Annotated in this window: 23 protein-coding genes and 1 other RNA gene; 17 read left to right on the top strand and 7 right to left on the bottom strand. The window is 70.8% G+C overall.

Features of this window, described 5'->3' with window-relative positions; translation table 11 throughout:
* The first annotated feature begins 60 nt into the window (after nt 1-60).
* Nucleotides 61-1,680, top strand: coding sequence for a serine/threonine protein kinase (locus QSK21_RS06475; protein WP_285694355.1), 1,620 nt, complete (start codon nt 61-63; stop codon nt 1,678-1,680).
* 109 nt (nt 1,681-1,789) lie between these two features.
* The gene (locus tag QSK21_RS06470) at nt 1,790-6,691 is read left to right on the top strand and encodes an NAD-glutamate dehydrogenase (RefSeq protein WP_285694352.1); all 4,902 of its coding nucleotides are present in this window, start codon (nt 1,790-1,792) and stop codon (nt 6,689-6,691) included.
* A gap of 152 nt (nt 6,692-6,843) precedes the next feature.
* Here the strand turns inward: QSK21_RS06470 and prfB are convergent, their stop codons facing one another.
* Nucleotides 6,844-7,959 carry a peptide chain release factor 2 gene (prfB, locus tag QSK21_RS06465; RefSeq protein WP_285694350.1) on the bottom strand — a complete coding sequence of 372 codons (1,116 nt, stop codon included), beginning with the start codon at nt 7,957-7,959 and terminating at the stop codon, nt 6,844-6,846.
* Between the two features lie 174 nt (nt 7,960-8,133).
* Here prfB and QSK21_RS06460 point away from each other — a divergent pair, with 174 nt between their 5' ends.
* Entirely contained in the window at nt 8,134-9,246 is a 1,113-nt protein-coding gene (locus tag QSK21_RS06460; RefSeq protein ID WP_285694348.1) for a DUF8094 domain-containing protein, read from the top strand.
* Nucleotides 9,247-9,316: 70 nt separating this feature from the next.
* On the opposite strand, the gene QSK21_RS06455 is transcribed toward QSK21_RS06460, so the two are convergent.
* Entirely contained in the window at nt 9,317-9,499 is a 183-nt protein-coding gene (locus QSK21_RS06455) for a hypothetical protein (RefSeq protein ID WP_285694347.1), read from the bottom strand.
* A 453-nt stretch (nt 9,500-9,952) separates the two neighbouring features.
* Here QSK21_RS06455 and ftsE point away from each other — a divergent pair, with 453 nt between their 5' ends.
* From ftsE to ssrA, 6 genes are all read left to right on the top strand, one after another.
* A complete protein-coding gene (gene ftsE / locus QSK21_RS06450) occupies nt 9,953-10,642 on the top strand; it encodes a cell division ATP-binding protein FtsE (RefSeq protein ID WP_285694346.1) in 690 nt (229 codons plus the stop codon).
* Between the two features lie 115 nt (nt 10,643-10,757).
* On the top strand, nt 10,758-11,663 hold the full coding sequence (gene ftsX / locus QSK21_RS06445; RefSeq protein WP_285694345.1) for a permease-like cell division protein FtsX: 906 nt from the start codon (nt 10,758-10,760) through the stop codon (nt 11,661-11,663).
* Between the two features lie 27 nt (nt 11,664-11,690).
* A complete protein-coding gene (locus QSK21_RS06440; protein ID WP_285694344.1) occupies nt 11,691-12,920 on the top strand; it encodes a S41 family peptidase in 1,230 nt (409 codons plus the stop codon).
* Between the two features lie 16 nt (nt 12,921-12,936).
* Nucleotides 12,937-13,410: an SsrA-binding protein SmpB gene (gene smpB / locus QSK21_RS06435; protein ID WP_285694343.1), complete on the top strand. Its 474-nt coding sequence runs from the start codon at nt 12,937-12,939 to the stop codon at nt 13,408-13,410.
* A gap of 61 nt (nt 13,411-13,471) precedes the next feature.
* Entirely contained in the window at nt 13,472-15,385 is a 1,914-nt protein-coding gene (locus QSK21_RS06430) for a penicillin-binding transpeptidase domain-containing protein (RefSeq protein WP_285694342.1), read from the top strand.
* A 302-nt stretch (nt 15,386-15,687) separates the two neighbouring features.
* Nucleotides 15,688-16,059: a transfer-messenger RNA gene (ssrA, locus tag QSK21_RS06425) on the top strand.
* A gap of 253 nt (nt 16,060-16,312) precedes the next feature.
* On the opposite strand, the gene QSK21_RS06420 is transcribed toward ssrA, so the two are convergent.
* Nucleotides 16,313-16,459 carry a hypothetical protein gene (locus tag QSK21_RS06420; RefSeq protein ID WP_285694340.1) on the bottom strand — a complete coding sequence of 49 codons (147 nt, stop codon included), beginning with the start codon at nt 16,457-16,459 and terminating at the stop codon, nt 16,313-16,315.
* A complete protein-coding gene (locus QSK21_RS06415) occupies nt 16,456-16,680 on the bottom strand; it encodes a hypothetical protein (RefSeq protein WP_285694339.1) in 225 nt (74 codons plus the stop codon). Before QSK21_RS06415 ends, QSK21_RS06420 begins: the two co-directional genes overlap by 4 nt.
* Before the next feature lie 192 nt (nt 16,681-16,872).
* On the opposite strand from QSK21_RS06415, the gene QSK21_RS06410 reads away from it, so the two are divergent.
* Nucleotides 16,873-18,072 carry a helix-turn-helix domain-containing protein gene (locus QSK21_RS06410; RefSeq protein WP_285694337.1) on the top strand — a complete coding sequence of 400 codons (1,200 nt, stop codon included), beginning with the start codon at nt 16,873-16,875 and terminating at the stop codon, nt 18,070-18,072.
* Between the two features lie 224 nt (nt 18,073-18,296).
* Nucleotides 18,297-18,518, top strand: a complete 222-nt coding sequence (locus tag QSK21_RS06405; protein WP_285694336.1) for a hypothetical protein — start codon at nt 18,297-18,299, stop codon at nt 18,516-18,518.
* Nucleotides 18,519-18,561: 43 nt separating this feature from the next.
* On the opposite strand, the gene QSK21_RS06400 is transcribed toward QSK21_RS06405, so the two are convergent.
* Together QSK21_RS06400 and QSK21_RS06395 are read right to left on the bottom strand one after the other, a co-directional pair.
* Entirely contained in the window at nt 18,562-20,004 is a 1,443-nt protein-coding gene (locus QSK21_RS06400) for a sensor histidine kinase (RefSeq protein WP_285694334.1), read from the bottom strand.
* Entirely contained in the window at nt 20,005-20,709 is a 705-nt protein-coding gene (locus QSK21_RS06395) for a response regulator transcription factor (RefSeq protein ID WP_285694333.1), read from the bottom strand.
* A gap of 97 nt (nt 20,710-20,806) precedes the next feature.
* Between QSK21_RS06395 and QSK21_RS06390 the strand changes: the two genes are divergently transcribed.
* The 3 genes from QSK21_RS06390 (at nt 20,807) to QSK21_RS06380 (ending at nt 22,865) form a co-directional block, all read left to right on the top strand.
* A complete protein-coding gene (locus QSK21_RS06390) occupies nt 20,807-21,436 on the top strand; it encodes a PepSY domain-containing protein (protein WP_285694331.1) in 630 nt (209 codons plus the stop codon).
* A gap of 266 nt (nt 21,437-21,702) precedes the next feature.
* Nucleotides 21,703-22,266, top strand: coding sequence for a DUF6328 family protein (locus QSK21_RS06385; RefSeq protein WP_285694330.1), 564 nt, complete (start codon nt 21,703-21,705; stop codon nt 22,264-22,266).
* Between the two features lie 293 nt (nt 22,267-22,559).
* Nucleotides 22,560-22,865 carry a hypothetical protein gene (locus tag QSK21_RS06380; protein WP_285694329.1) on the top strand — a complete coding sequence of 102 codons (306 nt, stop codon included), beginning with the start codon at nt 22,560-22,562 and terminating at the stop codon, nt 22,863-22,865.
* An 82-nt stretch (nt 22,866-22,947) separates the two neighbouring features.
* On the opposite strand, the gene QSK21_RS06375 is transcribed toward QSK21_RS06380, so the two are convergent.
* Nucleotides 22,948-23,397: a nuclear transport factor 2 family protein gene (locus QSK21_RS06375; protein ID WP_285694328.1), complete on the bottom strand. Its 450-nt coding sequence runs from the start codon at nt 23,395-23,397 to the stop codon at nt 22,948-22,950.
* Between the two features lie 150 nt (nt 23,398-23,547).
* On the opposite strand from QSK21_RS06375, the gene QSK21_RS06370 reads away from it, so the two are divergent.
* From QSK21_RS06370 to QSK21_RS06360, 3 genes are all read left to right on the top strand, one after another.
* Nucleotides 23,548-24,654, top strand: coding sequence for a S1 family peptidase (locus tag QSK21_RS06370; protein ID WP_285694326.1), 1,107 nt, complete (start codon nt 23,548-23,550; stop codon nt 24,652-24,654).
* 132 nt (nt 24,655-24,786) lie between these two features.
* Entirely contained in the window at nt 24,787-25,653 is an 867-nt protein-coding gene (locus QSK21_RS06365) for an SDR family NAD(P)-dependent oxidoreductase (protein WP_285694325.1), read from the top strand.
* A complete protein-coding gene (locus tag QSK21_RS06360) occupies nt 25,650-26,447 on the top strand; it encodes an EI24 domain-containing protein (protein ID WP_285694324.1) in 798 nt (265 codons plus the stop codon). Before QSK21_RS06365 ends, QSK21_RS06360 begins: the two co-directional genes overlap by 4 nt.
* The last annotated feature ends 1 nt before the right edge of the window (nt 26,448 follow it).

Genomic DNA, 26,448 nt, shown 5'->3' with positions numbered 1-26,448 from the left:
ACCGGGATCGGTCCGGCTCGGCGACCCGGTCCCGTCGGTCCAGAGAGGGCGGTCTGACGCATGGAGGTTGCGGCGCTGCGTTCCGGTGATCCGGAGCGCCTTGGGCCGTACGCCCTGATCGGCCGCATCGGCGAGGGCGGCCAGGGCACCGTGTTCCTCGCCGAGGACGGGCGGGGCTCGCGGGTCGCGCTCAAGCTGTTGCACTCCGAGCTGACCTCCGACGACAAGGCGCGCGCCCGGTTCCTGCGCGAGCTGGAGGTGGCCAAGAAGGTCGCGCCGTTCTGCACCGCGCAGGTGCTGGACGCCGATGCCGACGGCGACCGCCCCTACATCGTCAGCGAGTACGTCCCCGGCCCGTCCCTCAACGAGCTGGTGCTCTCGCAGGGGCCGCTGGGCGGTGCCGCGCTGGAGCGGCTGGCGGTCGGCACCGCCACGGCGCTGGCGGCGATCCACCAGGCCGAGATCATCCACCGCGACTTCAAGCCGCACAACGTGCTGATCGGCGCCGACGGGCCGCGCCTGATCGACTTCGGGGTGGCCCGCGCGATCAGCGGCGCCACCACGCTGACCAGCAAGGTGATCGGCACCCCCTCGTACATGGCGCCCGAGCAGTTGCAGGGCGACGAGATCGGGCCCCCGGCCGACGTGTTCTGCTGGGCGGCCACGCTGGTCTTCGCCGCGACGGGCGAGCCGCCGTTCGGGCAGGACACGATCCCGGCCGTCATCAACCGGATCCTGCACAACGAGCCGGAGCTGGGCGACCTGGACGGGCCGCTGCGCGACTTGGTCGTCGACTGCCTGGACAAGGAGCCGGCCAACCGTCCCGACGCGCAGCAGTTGCTGATGCGGCTGCTCGGCCACCAGACGGCGCCCACACCCGCCGCCGGCCTGCGCGAGACCGCCGGCGCCGCGGGGGCCGGTGAGGCGGCGGACGCGACGGCGATGCTGGCCGCCGGCAGCGTGCTGGCCGCCGAGCTCGGCGACGACGAGGCGTTCACCGCCGTGTCCACCCGCGCCGCGGTCGGCACCGGCCACCGGCTGGAGTTCGACGAGACCGCGGGGTCCGGCGAGTACGAGGTCGGGCCGCGGGACGACGGCGGCGATGCCTGGGACTCGCGCGAGGTCGCCGAGGTCGCCGAGTTCGGCGACTGGCCCGACCCGCCGGTCCGGTCCCGCGACACCGGTGAGCACGTGGTCGGCCCCCACCCGTCGTCCTCGGCGGAGTGGGCCGTGCAGAACACGCAGCCCCGCGAGGTCGCCGGTGGCGGCGGGAGCAGGCTCCGCCAGGCGGTGTCGAGCCCGCGCCGGGCCGCCGCGGTCGCCGGCGCGGCCGCGTCGGTCGTCACCATCGCGGTCGTCTCGATGGTGATCGCCCTGAACGGCGGCGAGGACGGCAAGACCGGGCATCCGGTCAACGACTGGCGGCAGCCGCCCCCGTCCGTCAGCGCGTCCCCCAGCATCGAGCCGTCCATGCCCGTCGAGGAGACGCCGGTGCGGCAGCCCATGCCGACCTACCGGCCGCCGTCCGAGACGCCGACGCCCTCGCCGTCCGTCTCGGCGACCCCGACGCCGAGCGACGAGCCGTCCAGCCCCGAGCCGGAGCCGAGCGTGACGCCGACGCAGACGACTCCGACACCTCCGGACGAATGCCCCGACCCGCCCCCGCAGGAAGGATGCTGACCCCCCGCGGGTCGATGTCTCCCGGTCGGCTTTGGGTCGGTTCATGGCTACGCTTGCGCAGTGAGCGGCGCCACAACGGGGTGGCGAGGGGCTTCAAGGGGAGTTGTTGATGGTCGGCAAGCTCGATCAGGCGAAGGACGACCTGCTCCGGCGGGCGGCGGAGACATGCGCGCAGCGCCGGGGAGGGCGCCGCGGCGAGGTGCCGGAGGCGGTCGAGTACCTACGGCTCTACTACCGCAACGTGGCGCCGGAGGACCTGCTGTCGCGCGACCCGGCCGACGTCGGCGGGCCTGCCATGGCGCACCGGCTCCTCGGCGAGGAGCGGCCGCAGGGCCGCGCCAAGGTGAGGATCTTCACGCCGACGCTGGAGGAGCACGGCTGGGACCCCGGGCACACCGTCGTGCAGGTGGTCACCGACGACATGCCGTTCCTGGTCGACTCGGTGACCATGGAGCTGAACCGGCACCAGCTCACCACCCACCTGATCGTCCACCCGCTGCTCGGGGTGGACCGGGACGTGACCGGCAGGCTCAAGGCGTTCCGGCACAAGATGGCGAGCGACCACGACCTCGACGAGTCGTGGATCCACATCGAGGTGGACCGTACCAGTGACCGGGCGCGCCTGGACGAGCTGGAGCGCGACCTGCTGCGCGTGCTGCACGACGTGCGGGTCGCGGTCGAGGACGAGCAGAAGATGCGGTCGCGGGCCGGTGAGATCGCGCTGCGGATCCAGGAGGAGCCGCCGCCGCTGCCGGAGGCCGAGCTCGCCGAGGGCGTCGAGCTGCTGGACTGGCTGGCCGACGGCCACTTCACCTTCCTCGGCTACCGCGACTACACCCTCAGCGACGACGGTGCGGCGCTGAAGCCGGAGCCGGGCACCGGCCTGGGCCTGCTGCGCAGCGACAAACGCGAGTCCGACAGCTTCGCCGCGCTGCCCCCCGAGGTCAGGGCCAGGGCCACGGAGAAGCGGCTGCTGGTGCTGACCAAGGCCAACTCGCGGTCGACCGTGCACCGTTCCACCTACCTGGACTACATCGGCGTCAAGAAGTTCGACGCCAAGGGCGAGGTGGTGGGCGAGCGCCGCTTCCTGGGCCTGTTCACGCACGACGCCTACAGCGAGTCGATCGCCAACGTCCCGGTGCTGAAGAAGAAGCTGGCCGAGGTGCTGGAGCGCGCGGAGTTCACCGCCGACAGCTACGACGGCCAGGATCTGATCGAGATACTGGAGAGCTACCCGCGCGACGAGCTGTTCCAGATCTCGGTGGACGACCTGCTGCCCATCGCGATCGGCGTGCTGCGGCTGCGCGACCGCCGCCGGCTCAAGCTGTTCCTGCGCAAGGACCTGTACGGGCGGTTCATGTCCTGCATGGTCTACCTCCCGCGCGACCGCTACACCACCCAGGTCCGGCTGCGCATCCAGGAGATCCTGCGCGGCGCGTTCGACGGCGTCAGCGTCGACTACAGCGCCAACGTGACCGAGTCGGTCCTGGCCAGGCTGCACGTGGTGGTGCGCGGCGAGCGCGGCCGGCCGCTGCCGGACGTGGACGCCGACGAGCTGGAGACCCGGCTGGCCGCGGCGACCCGCTCCTGGGCCGACGACCTGGCCGACGCCATCGTCGAGCAGTGCGGCGAGGAGCAGGCCGGCCTGCTCACCCGCCGGTACGGGGAGGCGTTCCCCGAGGGCTACAAGGCCGACTTCCCGGCCCGTACCGCCGTCGCCGACCTCAAGCGGCTGGACGGGCTCGGCGCCGACCACGACACCTCGATCAACCTCTACGAGCCGTACGGCGCGGCGCCGGGCGAGCGGCGGCTGAAGATCTACCGGCTGGGCGAGCCGATCTCGCTGTCCCGGATCCTGCCGCTGCTGCAGAACATGGGCGTCGAGGTGATCGACGAGCGGCCGTACGAGATCGTCCCGCGCGCGCCCCGCACCGAGCCGAGGGGCGGCGAGGCGGTCGCCGCCGGGTCGGCGGGGTCGTCCTCCCAGGCGGCGCTCGAACGGGAGCGGGCGTGGATCTATGACCTGGGGCTGCGCTACCGGCCGCCGGAGGGCATCCCGGACGAGACCGCCAAGGAGCTCTTCCAGGACGCGTTCACCGCGCTGTGGCAGGGCCAGATCGAGAACGACGGGTTCAACGCGCTCGTCCTGCATGTGGGGCTCACCTGGCGGCAGGCGATGATCCTGCGCGCCTACGCGCTCTACCTGCGGCAGACCGGCAACGCGTTCTCCAAGCGCTACTTCGAGCAGGTGCTGCTGCGCAATCCCGTCATCACCCGGCTGCTGGTCAGGCTGTGGGAGAGCCGCCTCGACCCGGCGCTGGCCGACGGCGAGGCCGAGCGCAGCGCGGGGATCGCCGAGGAGCTGGACGGCAGGCTGGAGGAGGTCGCCAGCCTCGACGAGGACCGCATCCTGCGCGCCTACCGGTCGATGATCAACGCGACCCTGCGCACCAACTACTACCAGCGCAAGCCGTACCTGTCGCTGAAGTTCGACCCGTCGCTGATCCCCGACCTGCCCGAGCCCCGGCCCAAGTACGAGGTCTTCGTGTACTCGCCCCGGGTGGAGGGCGTCCACCTGCGGTTCGGATCGGTGGCCCGCGGCGGGCTGCGCTGGTCCGACCGGCGCGAGGACTTCCGCACCGAGATCCTCGGGCTGGTCAAGGCCCAGGCGGTGAAGAACACCGTGATCGTTCCCGCCGGGGCCAAGGGCGGGTTCGTCGGCAAGCAGCTTCCCGACCCGTCCGCCGACCGCGAGGCGTTCATGCGGGCGGGCATCGCCTGCTACAAGGACTTCATCTCCGGCCTGCTGGACATCACCGACAACCTGGTGGACGGCAAGGTGGTGCCGCCGCCCGACGTCGTCAGGCACGACGGCGACGACACCTACCTGGTGGTCGCCGCCGACAAGGGCACCGCCACCTTCTCCGACATCGCCAACGAGGTCGCCGCGTCCTACGGGTTCTGGCTGGGCGACGCGTTCGCCTCCGGCGGCTCGGTCGGCTACGACCACAAGGCGATGGGGATCACCGCCCGCGGCGCCTGGGAGTCGGTCAAGTACCTGTTCCGCTCGCTGGGCAAGGACGTCCAGAACGAGGACTTCACGGTGGTCGGCATCGGCGACATGTCCGGCGACGTCTTCGGCAACGGGATGCTGCTGTCCAAGCACATCAAACTGGTCACCGCGTTCGACCACCGGCACGTGTTCATCGATCCCGACCCCGACCCGGTCCGCTCCTTCGCCGAACGGGAACGCCTCTTCAAGCTGCCCCGCAGCTCCTGGGAGGACTACGACGCCTCGCTGATCTCCAAGGGCGGCGGGGTGTTCCCGCGCACCGCCAAGTCCATCCGGCTCACCCCGGAGATGCGGGCGGCGCTGGGGATCGACGATGACATCACGGCGATGACCCCCTACGAGCTGATCCACGCCGCCCTGTGCGCCCCGGTGGACCTGCTCTGGAACGGTGGCATCGGCACCTACGTCAAGGCGTCCACCGAGAACAACGCCGACGTGGGCGACAAGGCCAACGACCCGGTGCGCGCCAACGCCTCCGACCTGCGCTGCAAGGTGATCGGCGAGGGCGGCAACCTCGGCCTCACCCAGCTCGCCCGGATCGAGTTCTCGCGCGGTGGCGGGCTGGTCAACACCGACTTCATCGACAACTCCGCCGGGGTCGACACCTCCGACCACGAGGTCAACATCAAGATCCTGCTGGACCAGGCCGTCCGGGACGGGGAGCTGACCGGCAAGCAGCGCGACACCCTGCTCTACGAGATGACCGACGAGGTCGCCGACCTGGTGCTGCGCGACAACTACGCGCAGAACGTCGTGCTGGCCGCCGCCCGCGCGCAGGCCGCGTCCATGCTGCACGTCCACGCCCGCTACCTGCGCAAGCTGGAGCGGGACGGCGACATCAACCGGCGCCTGGAGTTCCTGCCCGACGACAAGGCGCTGGCCGAGCGCCGTCAGGCCGGGCTGGGGCTCACCGGGCCGGAGTTCTCCGTCCTGCTGGCCTACGGCAAGCTCACCCTGGACGCCCAGCTGATCGCCTCCAACCTGCCCGACGACCCGTACCTGGAGTCGTGGCTGGTGGGCTACTTCCCGTCCCCGCTGCGCGAACGGTTCCGCTCGTACATGGACCGGCACCCGCTGCGCCGCGAGATCATCACCACCGCGGTGGTGAACGACGTGATCAACAACAGCGGGATCACCTTCGGCTTCCGGATCAGCGAGGAGACCGGGGCGTCCGCCCCGGACATCGCCCGCGCCTACCTGGTGGCCCGCGAGGTCTTCGACATGCCGCGGTTCTGGCGGTCCGTGGAGGGCCTGGCCCACCAGGTGGACGAGTCCACGCAGATCAGGATGCTGCTGGAGGCCCGCAAGCTGACCGAGCGCGGCGCCCGCTGGCTGCTGTACAACCGGCGGCCCCCGTTCGACATCCGGGAGAACATCGACTTCTTCGCCGAAGGCGCCGTGACCCTCGGCGGGCGGCTGCCCGAGCTGCTGACGGGACTCGACCTGACCGCCTTCGAGCAGCGGCGGGACGAGTTCGCCGAGCGCGGCGTCCCGCGGGAGCTGGCCGAGCAGGTCGCGATGCTGGTGCCCGCGTTCTCCACCTTCGACCTGGTGGCGATCGCCCACGACATCGGCCGTCCCGTCGAGGAGGTCGCCGAGGTCTACTTCGTCCTGGCCGAGCGCCTGCAACTGTCCCGGCTCCGCGAGCGCATCATCGCGCTGCCGCGCGACGACCGCTGGCGCTCCATGGCGCGCTCGGCGCTACGGGACGACCTGTACGCGGCGCACGCGGCCCTCACCCGCGACGTGCTGGTCACCAGCGAGCCGGGGGCCAGGCCGGAGGACCGCCTGGCCTTCTGGGCGGACAAGAACCGCACCGCGGTCGACCGCGCCCAGCAGACCCTTTCGGAGATCTGGGAGAGCGACAGCTTCGACCTGGCCACCCTCTCGGTCGCCCTGGGCGCCATCCGCACCCTGGTGACGGCCAGCGGGCTGTAGACCCGGCGTCCATGGCCGACATTCGCCACAATAGGTCTTTCGCAGGGTGACCGAGCGGTCACCCTGCGAGGATGAACCGCGATCGGGTGCCGGACGGTCCCGTTACTGTCGACCGCTGCGGCGGGACCGTCCGACACCCGTCGGGATCCGGCTCAGCCGGCCTGCGCCTCCTGCTGGCGCATCCAGCGGATCTCGGCCTCGATGAACTCGTCGATGTCGCCGTCCAGGACGGCCGCGGGATTGCCGACCTCGACGCCGGTGCGCAGGTCCTTGACGATCTGGTACGGGTGCAGCACGTAGTTGCGGATCTGCGTGCCCCAGCTACTGGTGCCCTCACCGCGCAACTGCGACATCTTCTCCGCCTCCTCCTGCCGCTTGCGCTCCAGCAGCTTGGCCTGCAGGACGCTCATCGCGGTCGCGCGGTTCTGCAACTGGCTGCGCTCGTTCTGGCAGGAGACCACGATCCCGGTGGGGAGGTGGGTGATGCGCACCGCCGAGTCGGTGGTGTTGACGCCCTGGCCGCCGGGCCCGGACGAGCGGTACACGTCGATGCGCAGGTCGTTCTCGTCGATGTCGACGTGGTCGCTCTGCTCGACGACCGGCACCACGTCCAGGCCGGCGAAGGAGGTCTGGCGGCGGCCCTGGTTGTCGAACGGGGAGATGCGGACCAGCCGGTGGGTGCCGTGCTCGCCGCGCAGCGTCCCGTAGGCGTAGGGGGCCTTCACCGCGAAGGTGGTGGACTTGATCCCGGCCTCTTCGGCGTAGGAGGTCTCGTAGATCTCGGTGGGGTAGTTGTGGCGCTCGGCCCACCGCAGGTACATGCGCTGCAACTGCTCGGCCCAGTCGGCGGCGTCCACCCCGCCCGCCTGGGCGTTGATGGTGACCAGCGCCTCGCGCTCGTCGTACTCGCCGGACATCAGCGTGCGGACCTCGAGCTGCTGGATCGCCTTGTGCAGCGTGACCAGCTCCTCGTCGGCCTCCTTGCGGGTGTCCTCGTCGTCCATCTCCCCGGCGAGCTCGTAGAGGGTGGCGGCGTCCTCAAGGCGCTGGCGCAGCCCCTCGACCCGGTTCAGCTCGCTCTCCAGGTACGACAGGCGGCGCGTCACGGCCTGCGCGTGCTCCTGGTCGCTCCACAGCTCGGGGTCGGCGGACTGCTCGCGCAACTCGGCGATCTCGCGCCGCATGCCGTCCAGATCCAGCACCTGCTCGATGCCGGAGAGCGTCGCGCCGAGCTCCTTGAGCTGCTCTTCGGGATCCATGGCTGCCACGCTTCGAGCCTATCGCTGTCCTGGCACTGCCCGAGCGCGCCGGTGCCGGGTCCGCCGGAAGACCCGAACCAATACGCTTTCGATGGCAGAATCACGGATCACCACGGCGGAACGGGTCCAGCGCGTGCGATCCGTCCGTGCAGGGCCGGGGGAGAGGTTGGTTCAGACGGGGCCATGAGGGTCACTGGTACGGTTCGGCGGGCCTGGGTGCTGGTCGCCGCGTTGGCGGTCGTCCCGGTCGCCGCCTCCGCCTGCGGGGGCAGCGAGCCCGAGGTGCGTCCCACCACCCTGGTGACCACCACCAAGCCGGAGCCGGTGCCGCTGACGCTGGAGGTGGCGCGGCGCGAGTACCGGGCGTTCCTGGCCAACGACGACGTGGCCCGGGCGGCGGGCGACGAGCGGCTGGCGCTGACCTGGGTCTCGGACGGCGAGTCCGCCCTGACCGCCGCCGAGTACCGCAGGGCCGCGTTCGACGGCGACCCCGTGAAGCGGTACGACTACGGGACCCCCAAGCTGTACGTGCCGAAGCTGGAGCCCGACGTGTACCCGCAGTGGTTCGTGGCCTCGGTGCCGCGCCAGGAGAGGGGCGACTCCAAGAGCAGGCGCACCGTCCTCATGGCGTTCATCCTGCGGGCGCCCGGGGAGCGCTGGACGCTGAGCCTGCGGACCGTGCTGACGCCCAAGGCCAAGGAGCCCAAGGTCGTCGTGGACGCCTACGGGTACGCCGAGCCGATGAACACGGCCGACACCAGCGTGCTGATCCGCCCCCGCGAGGTCCCCGGGATCCAGGCGACCGTGGCCTCCGAGGGCCCCGACAGCGTGGCCGCGCGGGTCATGAAGTCCGGTCCCCTCACCACCGGCTACTACGCCACGGCCCGCAAGGAGAGGCGGCGGGCCAGGGCCAAGGGGCTGACGCGCACCACCGTGATCACCGCGACCCCGTACCCGATCTTCCAGTTGCGCACCGAGAACGGCGGGGGACTGGTGCTGTACTCCCTGTTCCGCAACACCGTCACCGGGGTCGAGGACGAGGAGGACGAGACCGCCAAGCCCCCGATCCCGCCCGAGGCCGAGCATCTGCTGGACGGGACGGTCGAGGGCGACGAGGTCCATGTCTTCGAGACGCTCCAGTTCGCGGCGTTCGATCCGGCCCGTCCCAAGGAGGGCCGGGGCGGCGGGAACGGCGACCGGGGCCGCACGCCGGCGCGGCCCAAGGCCGAGGTGATCGCCGAGGCGGGCGGCGTCCACAGTGCCGACACGCCTGAGGAGAAGAAGACGCCCAACTGAACCGCTGAAACGGGCGGAGCGACGGGCGGGAAAGCGGCGACGGGCGGCGGGGCGGCGGCTGGGCGGCGGCTCAATAGACGCGCTGGACCACCAGGGCGGCGAAGAAGAGGGCGACGAGGACGGCGAGAACGACGGCGGGCGGAACGGACGGGCCGTGCCGGTGCATCTCGTCCCGGGCGTTCCGGCAGGTGGGGCAGCGGCCCTCCACCACCGGACCCGAGCACCGGGCGCAGATCAGATGTTCGCAGCTCATATGGCCGTCTCTCTCCATCCGGAAGTTCCTGTCACTGAGAACTTTAAGCGTGAATCGACGGCATTCCGCATGTCCTGGCTGTAAAGTCCTGGAGCAGGCCGAGGCCCGGGCCGGGTCGAGGCGGTCGTCCCCCGCCTTTACACTGCACAGGGCCTCTACACTGCTCGGCGTCACAGTACGGGCCGTCCCATGGGCCGGGGCACACCGTCCGGTGAGCTGTATGATGCCGCCCCAGGCGGTGCCGCCCGGATGTCACCGGACGCGTGTCACCAGGCAAGTGTCGCCGAGCGGAAGGTCAGTGTCACCAGAGACGCCAGAGCAGTCGCCTCACCGGAAGCCACGAATACACTACAGTCCGCAGTTTGGGGACGACAACAGATAGAGCCGCGATCCTCCCGTTCAAGACCGCGCGGGTCCTTCGCAAGAATGGTGCTGAACCACCGTGATGCAGCCATGATCCATTTCGACAACGTCACCAAGGTCTACCCGACCCAGAACCGGCCCGCCCTGATGCACGTGAACGTCGCCATCGAGAAGGGCGAGTTCCTGTTCCTGGTGGGGCCGTCCGGTTCGGGGAAGTCGACCTTCCTCCGGCTGATCCTCAAGGAGGAGCGTCCTTCCCAGGGGCACGTCCACGTGGCGGGCAAGGACCTGAGCCGGCTCAGCAACTGGAAGGTGCCGCACCTGCGCCGCAGGATCGGCTGCGTGTTCCAGGACTTCCGCCTGCTCCCCAACAAGAACGTGTTCGAGAACGTCGCGTTCGCCCTCGAGGTGATCGGCAAGCCGCGGCGCTTCATCTCCAAGGTCGTTCCCGAGGTCATCGACCTGGTCGGCCTGGAGGGCAAGGCGCACCGGATGCCCGACGAGCTCTCCGGCGGCGAGCAGCAGCGGGTGGCGATCGCCCGCGCGTTCGTCAACCGCCCCATGATCCTGCTGGCCGACGAGCCCACCGGGAACATCGACCCGGCGACCTCGATCGGCATCATGAAGGTGCTGGACCGTATCAACCGGACCGGCACCACCGTGGTCATGGCCACCCACGACGCAGCCATCGTCGACGCGTTCCGCAAGCGCGTCGTCGAGCTGGAGGACGGCCGCGTGGTGCGCGACCAGTCCCGCGGCGTCTACGGCCAGGCCTACTGAGATCACGCATCTGAACCGAAGGTCCGTGAACGGGCGTATGACATCGCGACGTATGACATAGCCTGCACCGGACCCACCCTCCCCGCGGGGCTAAGGCGAACAAGGACAGCGAGGCATGCGCGTACAGTTCGTAGTCCAGGAGATCTGGATCGGTCTCCGCCGGAACCTGACGATGACGGTCTCCCTCGTCATCACGGTCGCCATCGCCATGGCGCTCTTCGGCACCGGCCTTCTCATCCGGCAGCAGGTCAACTCCTCCAAGACCTACTGGTACGACAAGGTCGAGGTCTCGATCTTCCTGTGCGCCAAGACCAGCTCCAACCCCAGCTGCCAGAAGACGGACGCGACCCAGCAGCAGAAGGACCAGCTCAAGGCGGAGCTGGAGCGGCTGCCGCAGGTCGCCAACGTGGAGTACGAGAGCAAGCAGCAGGCGTACGCGCGCTTCAAGGATCGCTTCGCCAGCACCCCCGGCTTCGTGGAGAGCGCGAAGGAGGGGGACATCCCCGACTCCTACCGGATCCGCCTGAAAAACCCCGAGCAGTACAAGGCCGTCTCGCAGGCCGTGCTGGGGCGTCCCGGCGTGGACCAGGTGATCAACGAGCAGGAGATCCTGAAGAAGTTCTTCAACATCCTCAACGGCCTGCAATGGGCCGCGCTGTTCATCGCGCTGGTCCAGGTGATCGCGTCGGTGCTGCTGGTGGGCAACACCGTCCGGCTGTCGGCGTTCAACCGGCGCCGGGAGACCGGGATCATGCGGCTGGTGGGCGCGTCCAACACCTATATCCAGATGCCGTTCATCCTGGAGGGCGCGATCGCAGGGCTGATCGGCGGGATGTTCTCCTCGGTCCTGCTGGTGTTCAGCAAGCTGCTGCTGATCGACCGGCTGGCCGGCAACGTCGAGTTCGCCAGCAAGCTGGGCTGGGGCACGGTGGTGTGGGTCATCATCGTCTCGATCTGCTTCGGCGTGCTGCTGTGCGCGGTCGCCTCGTTCCTCACCTTGCGGCGGTATCTGCGGATCTAGCGGGGCGGCTCGCCCTAAACTGACCGCATGTTCCGGTTGAGCGGTCGGGGACCGCGTGCGGGGGCGATCGCGATCGCCCTGGTCTGCGCGTACGCGGTGGGTACGATCTCGGCCGGTGAACGGCGGTCCGCCAACGCGGCACGTCCCGTTCCGAAGGACGGGACCGCGGCGCGCCTGGAGGCGTTCCTCGCGGCCTCACCGGGCCGGAACGCTCCGAGCCCCGCGGCGATCGAGTCCATGTTGCGCCGCCTGGGCGACAGGTGGGCGCGCTACTACTCCCCCAGCGAGTACGAGGAGTTCCGGGGACGCCTCGACGGCCGTTACAGCGGCGTCGGCCTGTGGCTCGCCGGCGAGGACGTCCAAGAAGGCACGGCCCGCGAAGGAACCGGGTGGCCGCACGCCAAGGCGCACGCGGTGCTGGTGGCGGGCGTGCGGCCCAGCTCGGCGGCCGAGCGCGCCGGGGTACGCGGCGGCGACGCGATCGTGGCCGTGGGAGGCCGCCCGGTGGCGGGCTGGGATCCGTCCCAGGTCGCGATGGCGCTGCGCGGGCGTCCCGGCACCCGGGTCGAGCTCACCGTCGCGCGTGACGGCGCGGAACGGCGCTTCCAGCTCGTCCGCGAAGCCGTCCGGACCGGCGACGTCAGCGTGACCTCCGTGGACGGCCGCACCCGCACCATCCGGGTGGACGCGTTCAGCCGCGGCGTGGGGCGCCAGGTGCGCGACGCCGTGACCGGCCGCGGCCACGGGGTCGGCGGCATCCTGCTCGACCTGCGCGGCAACCCCGGGGGGCTGCTGGAGGAGGCGGTGGAGACCGCCTCGGTGTTCCTGTCCACCGGCCCCGTCGTCACCTACGAGCGGGACGGGGCGGCCCCCCGTACCCTGACCGTGACCCGCCCGGGTGACCCGCTCACCCCGCTGGTGGTGCTCGTGGACGGCGGCACCGCCAGCGCCGCCGAGGTCGTCGCCGGATCCCTGCGCGACCGCGACCGCGCGGTGATCGTCGGATCGCGTACCTTCGGTAAGGGGACGGTGCAGGAGCCGGTCGAACTGCCGGACGGCTCCGCCGTGGAGGTCACCGTCGGTCGCTACCGGACCCCGTCCGGCCGTAACCTCGAAGGGGCGGGGATCGACCCCGACGTGACGGTGCCCGCCGATCGCCCGCCCGGCGTGGTGGAGCGGCGCGGCCGGTCGGTGCTGCGCGGCCTGCTGGCCACGCTGCGGACACACGACGGGGCTGACGGGGCGGATCGAAGCTGATCGAGGCGGATGACGAGTGGCACGGGACACAGGGCGCAAGCTCATCGCGCAGAACAAACGCGCCCGCTACGACTACCACATCGATGACACGTGGGAAGCGGGCATGGTGCTGATGGGCACGGAGGTCAAGGCGCTGCGCGCCGGGCGGGCCTCCCTGACCGACGGCTACGCCCACATCATGGACGGCGAGGTGTGGCTGGAGAACGTCCACATCCCCGAGTACACCCAGGGCACCTGGACCAACCACGCCCCGCGCAGGCGCCGCAAGCTGCTGCTGCACAAGCGGGAGATCCAGCGGATCACCGCCAAGACGTCCGAGCCGGGGTGGACGCTGGTGCCGCTCTCCCTGTACTTCAAGGACGGTAAGGCCAAGGTCGAGATCGGCCTCGCCCGTGGTAAGAAGACCTACGACAAGCGCCAGGCCATCGCCAAGCGCGAGGCCGACCGCGAGATGCGGCGCGCCACGGCCGCCCGCTTCAAGGGACGGTGAGAACCCGAGATGACCCGCGACGGGCGTATCCGGCCGCGTTCCAAGGCACGGTGAGGGGCCGATGAGCGAGCGCGTCCGCGTCAGAGCCCGCCGGGTGATCGCGATGGCGTCCTGTGCCGGCCTCGTGATCGCCGGGGCGACCGCCTGCTTCGCCGAGCCGTCCGCGCTGCCGACGATCCGCGACTTCCTGATCGCCTGGCAGGTCGGCAACGTCCAGGCCGCGGCCTCCAAGACCACCGGCGCCGACCGGGCCGCCGTCGCCAGGGCGCTGAAGGACGTGAGCGGCCAGCTCGACGCCGCCTCGCTGAAGCTGGCCCTGGGCACCCCCGTCCAGGAGGGCGCCGAACGCGCCGAAAGCCAGGCCATCGTGCGCAAGGGCGACACCGCCGAGGCCGACTTCGCGGTCAAGGTGGACCTCGGTGAGAACGGGCAGCCCTGGACCTACAGGGGCCACATGCGCCTCAAACGCATCGATGGCGTCTGGAAGGTCGTGTGGGACCCGTCGATCATCCATCCCAGCCTCAAACCGGGGCAGCGGCTCGCCGTGGTGACCGAGGTGCCGCCCCGCGCCCCCATCCAGGACTCCGCGGCCCGGTCGGTGCTGCGCGAGGTGCCGGCCGTGATCGTCGGCGTCTACCCGGGCCAGCTGCGCGAGCCGGACCAGACGGTGAAGCAGATGGTCCGGGCCACCAGGCTGGACGAGGGCCAGTTGGACTCCGAGCGGCTGCTCGGCCGGATCAGGTCGGCGCCGCCCAACGCGTTCCTGCCGCTGCTCACCCTCCAGCGGCCCGCCAACAACGCCCTGATCCTGAGGCTTCGCCAGATCCAGGGCCTCCAGTTCCGGCAGGACCGGGAGCCGATCGCGCCGCTGCTCGCGCCCGAACTGGTCGGCAGGCTCGGCCCCGCCACCGCCGACCGCCTCCAGCAGGTCGGCGCCCCGTACCAGATCGGCGACACGATCGGCGTCACCGGCCTGCAACTGCTCCAGCAGCGGCGGCTGGCGGGCATCCCCACCGTCCGGGTGGTCGCCCAGGACCCCGACGGCACGGAGCGGCAGGAACTGCGGTCCTGGCCGGGCCAGGACCCGCAGCCCGTGCGCACCACCCTGGACCGCAGGATCCAGCCGCGGGCCGAGATGGCCCTCTCCGCCCTGAGGGTCCCCGCGTCCATGGTCGCGGTACGTCCCAGCACCGGGGAGATCCTGGCGGTCGCCAACCACCTCACCAAGGGCGAGAACCGGGCCATGGAGGCCCGGTACGCGCCCGGCATGGCGTTCAGCATCATCTCGGCCCAGGCGCTGCTGAACAGCGGCATGGCCCAGAGCGCGCGGACCGACTGCCCCCCGTCCGCCTCCGTGGGGGGCCGGACCTTCACCAACCCCGGCGGCGGGTCGCGGGGGCGGGCCACCCTCCAGTGGAACTTCGCGTACTCCTGCGCCACGACGCTGGTGTCCCTGAGCAACCGCCTGACCCCCGACGCGCTGGTGGCCGAGGCGGGACGGCTGGGGCTCGGCAAGAACTGGGGCCTGTCCGTCCCGGCGTTCTCCGGCTCGGTCCCCAGGCCCGCCAACGACGCCGAGAAGGCCGCCCTGATGCTCGGCCAGGGCAAGGTGCGGGTCAGCCCGCTGGCCATGGCCCTGGTCGCGGGCGCCACCGAGAACGGCACCTGGCGCCCCCCGTACCTGCTGAACGACCCCCGCGACCCCCAGCAGGTGGCGGCGCAGCCGCTCAACCCCGTCACGACCTCGGACATGAAGCTGCTGATGCGCCGCTCGGTCGCCGCGGGCACCGCCAGGTCCGCGAACGTCGCCGGGGGCGCCCGGGTCTCCGGCGTCGCCGCCATCGCCGATCAGGACGGCAGGCCCGTCTCCTGGTTCGTCGGCTCCCGTGGTGACCTGGCCTTCGCCATCGCCGTGGAGGGCAAGGTCAACGCCGCCGCGGTCGCCTCCTTCTTCCTCACCGGGACCACCCGCTGACCCCTTTGTGATCCCTTTACGCCCCCGGAGCAACCACCCGCGGCCCTACGAGCGTCTTTACAGGTGACTGAGGATCCGCTTGGGGGGTTGCGGACTCAGTCGCCGTGATGAGACCAGGGCCTCGTCTCGGGGGAGGCCCTGCCGTCCGGACCGGCCCGACCCTGCCGGTCGGCCCCGGTGAGCGCTGACACAGCCGCTCACCGGGGCGTCACCCTGTCCGGGAATGCGCTTGGCACCCGGAGCGTTATCCTTGTAACGTCTGCTGCGGGCGTCCCAGAACGTCCGCGTTGACAACTGAACATGGGGGTGACCGGCTTCGACTTCGGTCGTTGGAGCCAGGGGAAGCGGGTCGAGGGTTGCTGTCGCGACCTCGATAATCCCGTGACGGCACACCAATAACTGCCAACAAGAAGCAGTCCGAGTTCGCCCTCGCCGCCTGAGGCGAGCGCGAACTCTGTCAGCCCGGGTGAGTCTCCGCCCCGGGACCTGGCATCATCAGGAGACTCACCTGCCCGCCCGGTCGCGGGGCGTGCAGGGACACCTCACAGCGACTGAGCCCGCCGGCGACTTGCCTGCGTGAGCGCCGGGGCTGAGAAAGCGACCAGCAGGCTGCACCCGGAGAAGCCCTGACTCATCACCGAAGGACGCGGGTTCGATTCCCGCCACCTCCACCAACCCTGAAGCCGCTGACCAGAGCACATCTGGTCAGCGGCTTCTGCATGCGCGCCCACTTCAGCCGGGACCCCCGTCCAACACCTCGGCCGACGCCACCGACCGTCCCATGTACACGTCCCGCGGCCCCGGGGTGCGCGCCTTCAACCCGCGGGGCCGCGGAGTCGTGGACGGGGGCGGGCCGCGGCCAGATGGAGATGGGGCCGGCCCCCTTACCGTGACCGGGACGTCCGCTCACGCCCAGCGGCTACGGGGTCATGGGCAGGGATGGACCGCCGCGCCGTCCACCGGCCCGGACACCAGCTCGGGCGGGCAGGTGCTGCGCCACCGCCGGTGCAGCGGGACCAGTGACACCGCCCCCGCGTCCTCGCCGAGCAGCACGAAGCGGCCGGTGTCGATCATTCCCACCCCCACGCGCGGCGGATCGCGCGCTCCAGCTCGCGGGGCTGCGCGGCCTCCACAAGGTGAGCCGGGCCGACCATCGCCCACCAGTGGCCGGTGAACGGGCCGTACCAGGCCAGCACGTCGTACTGCTGCCGGAACGACCGTTTGACCTCGGCGATCGTTTCGGCGTCGACGACTGTTGCCGCAGGAAGAGGGGTGGGGGTCGTAGGATCTCGCATAGGTCGGACTCACCTCCGGCCGAGGCCCCGGGGAGCGGTGTTCGCCCACCGTCCGGGGCCGCCTGTGTGTCTGGCGTGACGCGTACGCCCCCAAGACCAGCGCATCGGCGGTTACGGTGGAAGGGGTTGTCCGTTGTCCACGGGGCATGGACAGCGCGGGCAACAGGTCAACCCGGGCGAACGGGTGAGGCGATGACCTTTGGTGACAAGCTCCGCGCGCTCATGGCCGAGCGTCGGATCGGAGTCCGCAAGCTGGCCGCCATGGTGCCGTGCGACCAGGGGCACCTCTCGAAGATCCTCAACGGGCACAAGCGCCCATCACGGAAGCTCGTCGGGCGGATGGATGCCGCGCTCGACGCCGGCGGCTTGCTGGTCGCGCACTTTGACGCCACCTCGGCACGTCCCGCACGCCTCGGCGCCGCCGAGGTCGAGCTGCTCAACCTCGCGGCACGCGCGGACTCCAGCGACCTCGCCCCCGGTGCCCTGGACCTCCTTGACGTCGTCGTGGACCGGCTGTGCCGCGACTACCCGACCGTTGCCCCGGACGAGCTGAGCGAGCGCGGCAAGACCCACCTGAAATCCGTGCTACGGATGCTGGACGGCCGGGTCACGCTCGCCGAACACCGCGAACTGCTGGTCCGCGCCGGATGGCTCGCCGTTCTGCTCGCCTGCACCCTGTACGACGCGGGCGAGACGACCAGCGCCGAGGGCCTGCGGCGTACCGCGCACCGCCTCGGCGAACAGGCCGGGCACGGCGAGATCACCGGCTGGTCCTGGGAGATCGCCGCGTGGTTCGCCCTCGTCGAGCAGCGTTACGAGGACGTGGTGACCTACAGCGAGGCCGGGATCCGGCACGCGGGCGCCACGCACGCCGCCGTACAGCTCACCCTCCAGGCCGGGCGCGGATACGCGCGCATGAAAGACTCCCGCGCACGCGAGGCGCTGAAGGTCGGCCGGAAGATCCTCGACCAGCTACCGCGCCCAGCGCACCCCGAACACCATTTCGTGTTCGACCACGACAAGTACGAGTTCTACTGCTCGACGATCTACACGATGCTCGGCCAGGACGACGCCGCCGAGGAACACGCCCGCGAGGTCATCGCACGGTGCCGGCGGGACGACGCGGTGCGGTGGCCGATGCGGTACGCGATGGTGAACCTGGACCTCGGGCTGGTCACGGCCCGGCGCGGCGACCTGGAGAGCGCCGTCGAGCACGGCCGTGCCGCGCTGGAGCCCGCGCGGCGGTCCGGCGATCTGCTGCCGCGCGCCAACGAGCTGCGCAGCCGCCTGGAGGAGCGTTACCCCAGGGAGAAGCGGGTTGCCGAGTTCGCCGAGCAGTTGCGTGAGGAACACCGGGCTCTGCCCCCCGGGGACCAGGACGGCGCCGGGTAGGCCGCCCGCCGGGGGTTTGGTTGGGTTTGGTGTGGCCTGAAGGGGGCTTCAGGGTGCTTCAGGTCGGCCTCAGGTACGTCGGTCACGGTGAAGCCGTTCGTAGGACCGCCGTCATCGAGGTCGGGAGGGGAAGCCGATGAAGTCCAGCCTCGTCGAGGGGGGCCCTGCGGGCCTCCTGGGCTCGAAGATCCGTCACCTGTTCATCTGGTTCGCGAGGTCTTCTCATGCGCGTACGCGAGGCTCAGACGGTCACCGAGAAATGGCGCTTCCAATGCCTGCGCTGTCTGCGCGTGTGGGAGGACCTGTACCAGGCCCGGTACCACGGCGACGCGACCGTGTGGTGGCTGAGCGGGGTGCCCGCGCAGCCGCCGTGGGCCGATCCGATCTGCCCGGGGTGTCTCGGGCTGCTGGTGAAGGCGCTGCCGACCGGGCCGGTGGTCCACTGACGGCGCGGTCGGCCGTGCGGAGGAAGTGGCACCGCCGCTACCACTACCACATGTGAGCGTCGGCGGGGATCAGGACCTCGAAGAGGGCTCCGCCTTCGGGGGCCTCGCCGACGGTGAGGTCCCCGCCGAGTGCCCGGACCAGGTCGCGGGCGATGGCCAGGCCGAGTCCGGCGCCGCCGTCGTCGCGGCTGCGGGCCTCGTCCAGGCGGACGAACCGTTCGAAGATCCGCTCGCGGTCGGCGGGCGGCACACCCGTCCCGTCGTCGGCGACCCGCAGCACCACCGCGCCGTCCGGGCCGTCCAGTGATACGCGGACGCTGCCGGCCGCGTGCCGTTCGGCGTTGTCGAGCAGGTTGGACAGGACGCGGGCGAGCCTGCTGCGGCTGCCGTGGACCTTGGGGGCCTCCGCCACCTCGGCCTTGATGACCAGGTCACCGGAGGTGGGACGGTGCTCCAGCTCCTCCCGGACGAGTTCGGCGATGTCCACCGGCTCCGGTGAGACGGGGTGGTCGCCGGCGTCGATGCGGGCGAGCAGCAGCAGGTCGGCGGTCAGGTGCTGGAGCCGTACGACATCGTCGATCAGTTCCGGCGGCTCCAGCAGCCCCGGGTGGGCGGTGGCCACCTCCAGTTGCGTGCGCAGCGAGGCGATCGGGCTGCGCAGCTCGTGGGCCGCGTCGGCGACGAAGGCGCGCTGCCGGTCCACCGACCGTTGCAGGGCGGCGAGGGTCTGGTTCGTCGTGCCGGCCAGCTCGGCCACCTCGTCGCGCGACCTCGGCACGGGGACGCGCCGGGCCAGGTCGCCGGAGGAGGTGATCTCCTCCAGCTCGTGGCGGATCGCCGCCACGGGACGCAGCGCCCGCCTGGTGACCAGCCAGGTCACGGCCGCCACCAGGGCCAGCAGCAGGGGGAGACCGGCGAGCATCGTCCTGGTCACCGTGGCGACGGCCTCCCGTGTCATGGCGAGGCTCGCGCCCGCGTACACGGTGACGGTCTCCCCGGCGGGCGTGGTGACCTCCACCTCGGCGAACCGGTAGTCGGAGGTGCGGCCGTCCACGGTGGCGCGGCCCGTGATGTGGCGGACCTCCTCCGAGACCTGGCCGCGCCGCGGCTCCTCGTCGTCGATGTCGTCGTCGTCCTCGCCGGGCGGTGTGGTGGCCGTCGCCGCGCCGGGCCTGACCATGCGCCGGCCTGTGCCGCCGACGGCCTGCAACTGCACGCTTTTCGCGCGGACGCGTCCCGCCAGGTCGACGACCTGGACGGGCTGTTCGTCGGCGTCGTCCAGGTCGAGACGGTCGTACGGGGTGCCGGTGGCGAGCTTGGCGGCGGTCTCACGGGCGGTGATCTCCGCCTGGAGGTCGGCGTGCTCGGCGAGGTGCACCCGGAGCAGGGACACCACGGCCAGTCCCGTGATGACCAAAGCCGCGCTGACGACGGCGGTCGCGCCCACGGTGGCACGCGCCTGGACCGAGCCGAACAGGCGGACCATCTAGACGTCCCCGTCCCGCGGGCGCGGGGCGCCGCCGTCGGCGGCCAGCCGGTAACCGGCGCCGCGCACCGTCGTGATCGACCTGCGCCCGAACGGGGCGTCCAGCTTGCGGCGCAGCGCGCTGACGTAGACCTCGACGATGTTGGGGTCGCCCTCGTACGCCCCGTTCCACACATGCTCGATGATCTGTGTCTTCGACACCACCCGGCCGGCGTTGGCCGCCAGGTGTTCCAGGACGGCGAACTCCTTGGCGGTCAGATCCACCTCGACGTCCGCGCGCCGCACCAGCCGGGCGGCGGGGTCGACGGCCAGATCGCCGAGGACGATGACGGGGGCGCCGCCGCGGGTGCGGCGGCGCAGCATGGCGCGGATCCGGGCCAGCAGCACCACGTAGGAGAACGGCTTGGTGATGTAGTCGTCGGCGCCGGTGTCGAGCCCCTCGGCCTCGTCGTACTCGCCGTCCTTGGCGGTGAGCATCAGGATCGGGGTGTCGTTGCCCGCCGCGCGCAGGGCCGAGCAGACCCGGTAGCCGTTCATGCCGGGCAGCATGATGTCCAGGACGATCAGGTCGTAGTCGTTCTCGAACGCCCGGTTCAGCCCGGTGGTCCCGTCGCCGGCCAGGTCCACGGCGAAGCCCTCGGCGGCCAGGCCCCACGCCAGCGACCTTCCCAGGCGTCTCTCGTCCTCAACGATCAGCAGTCGCATGCCCTGCCCCGGTCCTTTGCGCCGTCCTTGCGTTGAGTAGTGTTTCGAATACCTAGTGTAATCCCCGTGGAATGCAGATCAACGGGAGAAGGACCGCATGAAACTCGCCATGGGGAAGGCGTTGTCGGGACGAGGGCCGCTGCTGGCGACGGCGGTCGCGGCGGGCGCGCTGGCCGGGGTCGCCGGCACCTCCGTCGCCACCTCGGTCGCCGGGGCGGACGATGACGAGGGGCCGGTCACCGCCAGGCTCAGCGTCGCACACGCCGCCGAGACCGCGCTGGAGGCGGTCCCCGGCGGCCACATCGAGGGCCTGGAGCTGGACTACAACGGGCGCGTGCTGATGTGGGAGGTCGACATCGTGGCCGCGGACGGCGCCATGCGGGAACTGCACGTCGACTCCGACGAGCGTCGCGTACTGGCCAACCGCCTCGATCCCCCGGAGGCGGGCGAGGACGGCGACTGCGCGGGGGACGGCGACCTGACGCCGGGACCGTCGGATCAGGCGGCGGCGCTGCGCTCGGCGCGGATCACCGCCGTCCAGGCGGCGCGGATCGCCTCCGAGGTCCTGCCTGGGACCCTGACCTCGGTGGACTTCGAGTACCGGTCGGCGGGGTCGTTCTGGGGCGTCGACATCACCGACAACGACGGCAGGGCGCACACGCTGCTGGTCGACGCGGCCACGGGCGAGATCGTCTCACGGGGGGTCGAGGAGGAGGACGACGGCTGAACCGTCCAAGCCGCCGCGATTCACCGGCCTTTTCCAAATGGACGGAGACGGCCACTATCTCCGAATTCCCCCGATGAGACCGTTCGGTTCGCGCGAATGTGAACAACAGGCAAAGTCCGGGGATCATTGTTTCATGAAATGATCCTCAGGGGATCAGGATGGAGGCAAGAAAAAGCGGCGGGACCAAGGGGGGGAAACATCTCCGAGTTCCTGGCGATGATCGGACCTGGCCCGAGCACGGTGAATTCGCTGCGGTTATACCTGATATGACGAAGCTGCACAGAAGTCCCATAGATGAAAGCCCCGCCGAGCGCTCGGTGCGCAACTTCATCGAGCTCTTGCAGGGGTTGCGGGTCGCGGCGACCGGAGTCCAGGTGCTCTTCGCCTTTCTCCTGACCGTTCCCTTCGCCCACGGATACGACCGGCTTCCCGCCAAGGATCGCTGGCTGTTCTACCTCGCCCTGGTCGGGGCCGCGGTGGCGTCCGTCCTCTTCATCGCACCCGTGGCCCAGCATCGGATCCTGTTCCGCCAGGGCAGAAAGGAGGCGCTGGTCCGGCAGTCGAACCTGTACGGCATCGTCGGATCGCTCGCGCTGGCCGTGTCGATGACCACCGGGATCATGGTGGTGGTCGACTTCATGTTCACCGGGCGGCTCGCGATGGTCACCGCCATCGGCCTGGCCCTCCTCGCGGGCTGGCTCTGGTTCTGCAAACCGCTGGTCATCCGGATCCGCGGAAGGCGGACCGCCTACCCCGACGAGGTCGAACGGGTGGCGGCGCCACCCCAGGCCCTCGGCACGCCGACAGAGGAGTCGAGCCGGCACTACTGATCAGACAATTCCGGCGAAACTGACAAGTCAATCCATAAGCCCATTTCGTGGGGCGTCGCGGCCTGTACGCGTAAACGGGACCATGACGGCCAACAGATGGTCAGGAATCGTACGAGGCCCGAATGCGCAACCGCGGGTTCTTCGGTCGCGGTCGATTCCCTGGCCAAGAAACGTTCATCAGATGAATCGGCGTCGAGATCCGGGTATGGACGCGCCGTCGACAATGTCGATCAACCGGCATGCGTCAACGGCGGTTGCCGGTATCGACGTCAAGACCACACGAGGGGGAACCAATGCATTTCCAGCGATTCGCCGCCGCGAGCGCGCTCACCATGGCGGTCGGAGGCGTTCTGCTCGGCGCCGCGCCCGCGATGGCCGCCGAGGGGGCCCCGAAGCCTCCGAACCAGAGCGTGAAGAACACCAAGAAGTACGACAACGACAAGTTCACGAACGTGTCGAAGCAATACTGCATCGGGGTCTGGGCCCCGGTGATCATCGACTCGCGGGTCGACGACACCAACAACAACCTCAACTGCATCCAGCGTCCCTGGCAGGAGAACGAGGGGGACGAGCCCGAGATCGAGGCCGGACGCTCCTGACCCGATGAGAAGGGCCGGCGCCCGGCGCGCCGGCCCTTTTCCTCTGCGCGATCCAGACCCCTGCGATACAGGCCCCGCGCGATCAGGCGCCGGACCCTCGCGTCGCGCGCAGGGCGGCGGCGAGGCCGCCGATGTCGTCGCGGGCCAGGCGGGTGCGGAGAGGATCGATGTAGTCGCGCGACTCGACGATCTCGCCGTTCCGGACGCGCATGACGAACACGCAGGGAACCGTGGTCGCCGGGCCGTCGCCGTTCGGGAACTCGTAGCCGAACTCGGCGACGATCACCTCGGGGTCGGTGGTCTCGTGGACGACGACGTCGACGACGCGCCTCCGGGGGAGCGACGCGCGCTCCATTCCGGAGAAGTGCTCCCGGAGCTCGTCCCGGCTCGTCAGCGGCCTGGCCGGTGGCGTCGCCATCGGGTGCCGGACGTCGGTGGTCTCGGCGTAGAGGTCCGGCAGTTCCCCGTAACGTTCCTCGGCGACGCCGTGGACGAGCCGGAGGAAGACCTCGCGGGGTGTGGGATCGCTCATCAGGACCTCCGTGTTCGGTATCGAGTTATGAGATCCGGGCCATTGTCCTGTCCCCGCGTGGCCGGGTGTCCCGCCGCGGGGCTGAACTCGGGTCGGGTGAGGCGCCGTATGTCCCAGGCGTAGGTGGTTCCACCGAGCTTGGGAGGGCGCATGAGGCGTCGGGACGGTTCGAAGCGGACCCGGGCGATATGGGCGACCGCCGCGGTCGCCGGATCCGCGGGACTGGTGGCGGGGGCGCTGGTCGTGGGGCAGCCGGAGCGTGCGGAGGGCGACCGGGAGGCCAAGCTGGCGGGAGGCGTCCAGCAGAAGTCGAGGGGCGCGCCGGACGATGTGGGGAATCTCGTCGCCCGGCTCGGGAACCGGACGGCCGGAGCGTACCTCGACTCGCGCGGGCGCACGGTCGTCACGGTCACCAACGCCACCGACGCCGCGACGGTACGGGCGGCGGGCGCGGTGCCGAAGATGATGAGGCGGAACCCCGCGACCCTCACCAGGATCACGGGGACCCTGCGCGAGTCGTTCGGCGACGTGCCGGGCACGGGCTGGGCGATCGACCCGGCGACCTCGCAGGTGGTGGTCTGGACGGACGACACCGTCAAGGGCGCGCCGATGGCCTCGGCGCGAAGCCTGGCGCGGCGGCTGGGGTCGTCGGTGCGGATGGTGCGGATCCCGGGGCGGCTCCGCACGTTCGCCGTCGGCGGGGACGCGATCTTCGGGCGGAGCTCGCGCTGCTCGCTGGGGTTCAACGTGCGCAGGGGCGGGGAGAACTTCTTCCTCACCGCGGGGCACTGCGGCAACGCCGTGCTGAACTGGACGGCCGACCAGCAGGGGCGGCAGGCCCTCGGCACGACCGTGGAAAGCAGCTTCCCCGGGGACGACTTCGCGCTCGTCCGGACCGAGCCGGGCGCCGAGGACGAGGGCGAGGTCAACCTCTACAACGGGCAGACCCGCGATATCACCGAGGCGGGCGAGGCCGTGGTCGGCCAGCGGGTCGCGCGCAGCGGCAGCACCACGGGCGTCTCCACCGGAGAGGTCACCGCGGTGAACGCGACCGTGAACTTCCCCGAGGGCACCGTGACCGGCATGATCCAGACGACGGTGTGCGCGGAGCCCGGTGACAGCGGCGGGCCGCTGTTCAGCGGGACGACCGCGCTGGGGCTGACGTCCGGCGGTTCGGGCAACTGCGACATCGGCGGCGTCACCTTCTTCCAGCCGGTGACCGAGCCCTTGGAGACCTTCGGCGTCGAGGTCTTCTGAGCCCGCGGCGCCCCGAAGAGCCCCGAAGGGGACCCCGGTGCGTACCGCCGCGGCTCTGGTGCGCGCCGGGGTGAGCCGTGCCTTCGGTCCCCGGTCTTCCGTAACGTGAGGTGCGCGCGGGAGGGTGAGGGCATGCAGAAGATCGCCGTCGTGACCGGGGCCAGTTCGGGGATCGGGAAGGAGATCGCCCGAGAGCTGGCCCGGCGCGGCTACCGGCTCGGCCTCATTTGCAGGAATCCGGTGCGGGCGCGGGCCGCGGTGGAGGACATCGTGGCGAGCGCGCCGGGGGCCGAGGCCGAGCTGTTCGAGGCGGACCTGTCGGTGCTCGCCGACGTGCGGAAGGTCGCCGACCGGCTGCGCGAGCGGTACGAGTGGATCGACGTCCTGGTCAACAACGCGGGCGTCCACCATCTGCGGGCGAAGGTGAGCGCGGACGGCTACGACCGCATGATCGCGACCAACCATCTGGGCCCGTTCCTGCTGACCAACCTGCTGCTGGAGCGGCTGACGCAGGCGACGCCCTCGCGCGTGGTGGTCGTGACCTCCGAGATGCACCGCAGGGCGGGACGCCTGGACGTGGAGCGGTTCGCCGAGCCGGGCACGTACGGCGCGCTGGGCTCCATGCGGGTGTACGCGCGGTCCAAGCTGCTCAACATCCTGTTCGCCGAGGAATTGGCGGAGCGTGTCAAGGGTGTGGCCGTGAACGCGGTCTGCCCCGGCCTGGTGGCGACGAGCCTGGGACGGGACGCCCCAGGGGTGGAACGGATGATGCGGGTGATGGCGCGCACGCCGCTCGTCCGAACCCCGTCGCAGGGGGCGCGGACGCCGGTGAGGCTGGCGGTCGAGGAGCGCTTCGAGTCGGGGCGGTTCCATCCGTCGATGGCGGGGGCGCGGCTGCTGCCGGTGGTGGGCGCACGGAAGGACCCGGGGCTGCGCGCGGCGGTCTGGGCGCGTTCGGCCGTTCTTGTCGGCTTGGGGAGCGATAGCTTGGCCTCGTGAGGCAAGCGCTCAGGGACTTCTTCGACGGTGCCGGATACCTCGTCCGCGGTCTCGGCTGGGTCGCGGCGCGGCCCGCGCAGTGGCTGTTCGGGCTGATCCCCGCGCTGATCGTGCTGGTGCTGTACGGGACGGCGCTCGGCGTGCTGGCCTGGAACCTGGACGATGTCGCGGGCTGGCTGACCCCGTTCGCCGACGACTGGTCGGACGGCGTGCGGAAGGCGACCAGGGTGGTGGCGGGCGTCGCGGTGTTCGGGGCGTCGCTCTTCCTGGCGGTGCTCACGTTCACCGCGCTGACGCTGCTGGTCGGCGACCCGTTCTACGAGAGCATCTCGGTGAAGGTGGAGGAGTCGCGGGGCGGCGCGCCGCCGGAGCCGGACGTGCCGCTGCTGACGTCGATCCGGCGGGCCGTCGAGGACGCGGTGCTGCTGGGCCTGGTGGCGCTGTGCTTCGCCGTCACGTTCTTCGTCTGCGGTTTCATCCCGCTGATCGGGCAGACCGTGGTCCCGGTGGCCGCGGCGTTCGTGTCGGGGTATCTCCTGGCGGGCGAGCTCACCTCCGTCGCCTTGGAGCGGCGCGGGGTGCTGCGCCGGGAGAGGTTCGCGTTGATGAAGAGGAACCGTCCTCTCGTCCTGGGACTGGGCGTCGCGACGGTCGTGGTGTTCCTCATACCGCTGGGCGCCGTGCTGGCCATGCCGGGCGCGGTGGCGGGCGGGACGCTGCTCGTCCGCGAACGCCTCGGGGACGAGTCTGCGCAGCTCACAGCGGTCGAGGGGGACCCGCAGGTGGCCCGTTGAG

The organism is Actinomadura sp. NBRC 104412, assembly GCF_030269515.1.
Classification (GTDB): domain Bacteria; phylum Actinomycetota; class Actinomycetes; order Streptosporangiales; family Streptosporangiaceae; genus Spirillospora.
This window is presented reverse-complemented; position numbering and strand designations above follow the sequence as displayed.

What these genes read in the sequence shown, in the direction of transcription:
- QSK21_RS06475 (WP_285694355.1), top strand. Translation starts at nt 61, where the DNA reads ATGGAGGTTGCGGCGCTGCGTTCCGGTGATCCGGAGCGCCTTGGGCCG.
- QSK21_RS06470 (WP_285694352.1), top strand. Translation starts at nt 1,790, where the DNA reads ATGGTCGGCAAGCTCGATCAGGCGAAGGACGACCTGCTCCGGCGGGCG.
- QSK21_RS06460 (WP_285694348.1), top strand. Translation starts at nt 8,134, where the DNA reads ATGAGGGTCACTGGTACGGTTCGGCGGGCCTGGGTGCTGGTCGCCGCG.
- QSK21_RS06455 (WP_285694347.1), bottom strand. Translation starts at nt 9,499, where the DNA reads ATGAGCTGCGAACATCTGATCTGCGCCCGGTGCTCGGGTCCGGTGGTG.
- ftsE (WP_285694346.1), top strand. Translation starts at nt 9,953, where the DNA reads ATGATCCATTTCGACAACGTCACCAAGGTCTACCCGACCCAGAACCGG.
- ftsX (WP_285694345.1), top strand. Translation starts at nt 10,758, where the DNA reads ATGCGCGTACAGTTCGTAGTCCAGGAGATCTGGATCGGTCTCCGCCGG.
- QSK21_RS06440 (WP_285694344.1), top strand. Translation starts at nt 11,691, where the DNA reads ATGTTCCGGTTGAGCGGTCGGGGACCGCGTGCGGGGGCGATCGCGATC.
- QSK21_RS06430 (WP_285694342.1), top strand. Translation starts at nt 13,472, where the DNA reads ATGAGCGAGCGCGTCCGCGTCAGAGCCCGCCGGGTGATCGCGATGGCG.
- QSK21_RS06420 (WP_285694340.1), bottom strand. Translation starts at nt 16,459, where the DNA reads ATGATCGACACCGGCCGCTTCGTGCTGCTCGGCGAGGACGCGGGGGCG.
- QSK21_RS06415 (WP_285694339.1), bottom strand. Translation starts at nt 16,680, where the DNA reads ATGCGAGATCCTACGACCCCCACCCCTCTTCCTGCGGCAACAGTCGTC.
- QSK21_RS06410 (WP_285694337.1), top strand. Translation starts at nt 16,873, where the DNA reads ATGACCTTTGGTGACAAGCTCCGCGCGCTCATGGCCGAGCGTCGGATC.
- QSK21_RS06405 (WP_285694336.1), top strand. Translation starts at nt 18,297, where the DNA reads ATGCGCGTACGCGAGGCTCAGACGGTCACCGAGAAATGGCGCTTCCAA.
- QSK21_RS06400 (WP_285694334.1), bottom strand. Translation starts at nt 20,004, where the DNA reads ATGGTCCGCCTGTTCGGCTCGGTCCAGGCGCGTGCCACCGTGGGCGCG.
- QSK21_RS06395 (WP_285694333.1), bottom strand. Translation starts at nt 20,709, where the DNA reads ATGCGACTGCTGATCGTTGAGGACGAGAGACGCCTGGGAAGGTCGCTG.
- QSK21_RS06390 (WP_285694331.1), top strand. Translation starts at nt 20,807, where the DNA reads ATGAAACTCGCCATGGGGAAGGCGTTGTCGGGACGAGGGCCGCTGCTG.
- QSK21_RS06385 (WP_285694330.1), top strand. Translation starts at nt 21,703, where the DNA reads ATGACGAAGCTGCACAGAAGTCCCATAGATGAAAGCCCCGCCGAGCGC.
- QSK21_RS06380 (WP_285694329.1), top strand. Translation starts at nt 22,560, where the DNA reads ATGCATTTCCAGCGATTCGCCGCCGCGAGCGCGCTCACCATGGCGGTC.
- QSK21_RS06375 (WP_285694328.1), bottom strand. Translation starts at nt 23,397, where the DNA reads ATGAGCGATCCCACACCCCGCGAGGTCTTCCTCCGGCTCGTCCACGGC.
- QSK21_RS06370 (WP_285694326.1), top strand. Translation starts at nt 23,548, where the DNA reads ATGAGGCGTCGGGACGGTTCGAAGCGGACCCGGGCGATATGGGCGACC.
- QSK21_RS06365 (WP_285694325.1), top strand. Translation starts at nt 24,787, where the DNA reads ATGCAGAAGATCGCCGTCGTGACCGGGGCCAGTTCGGGGATCGGGAAG.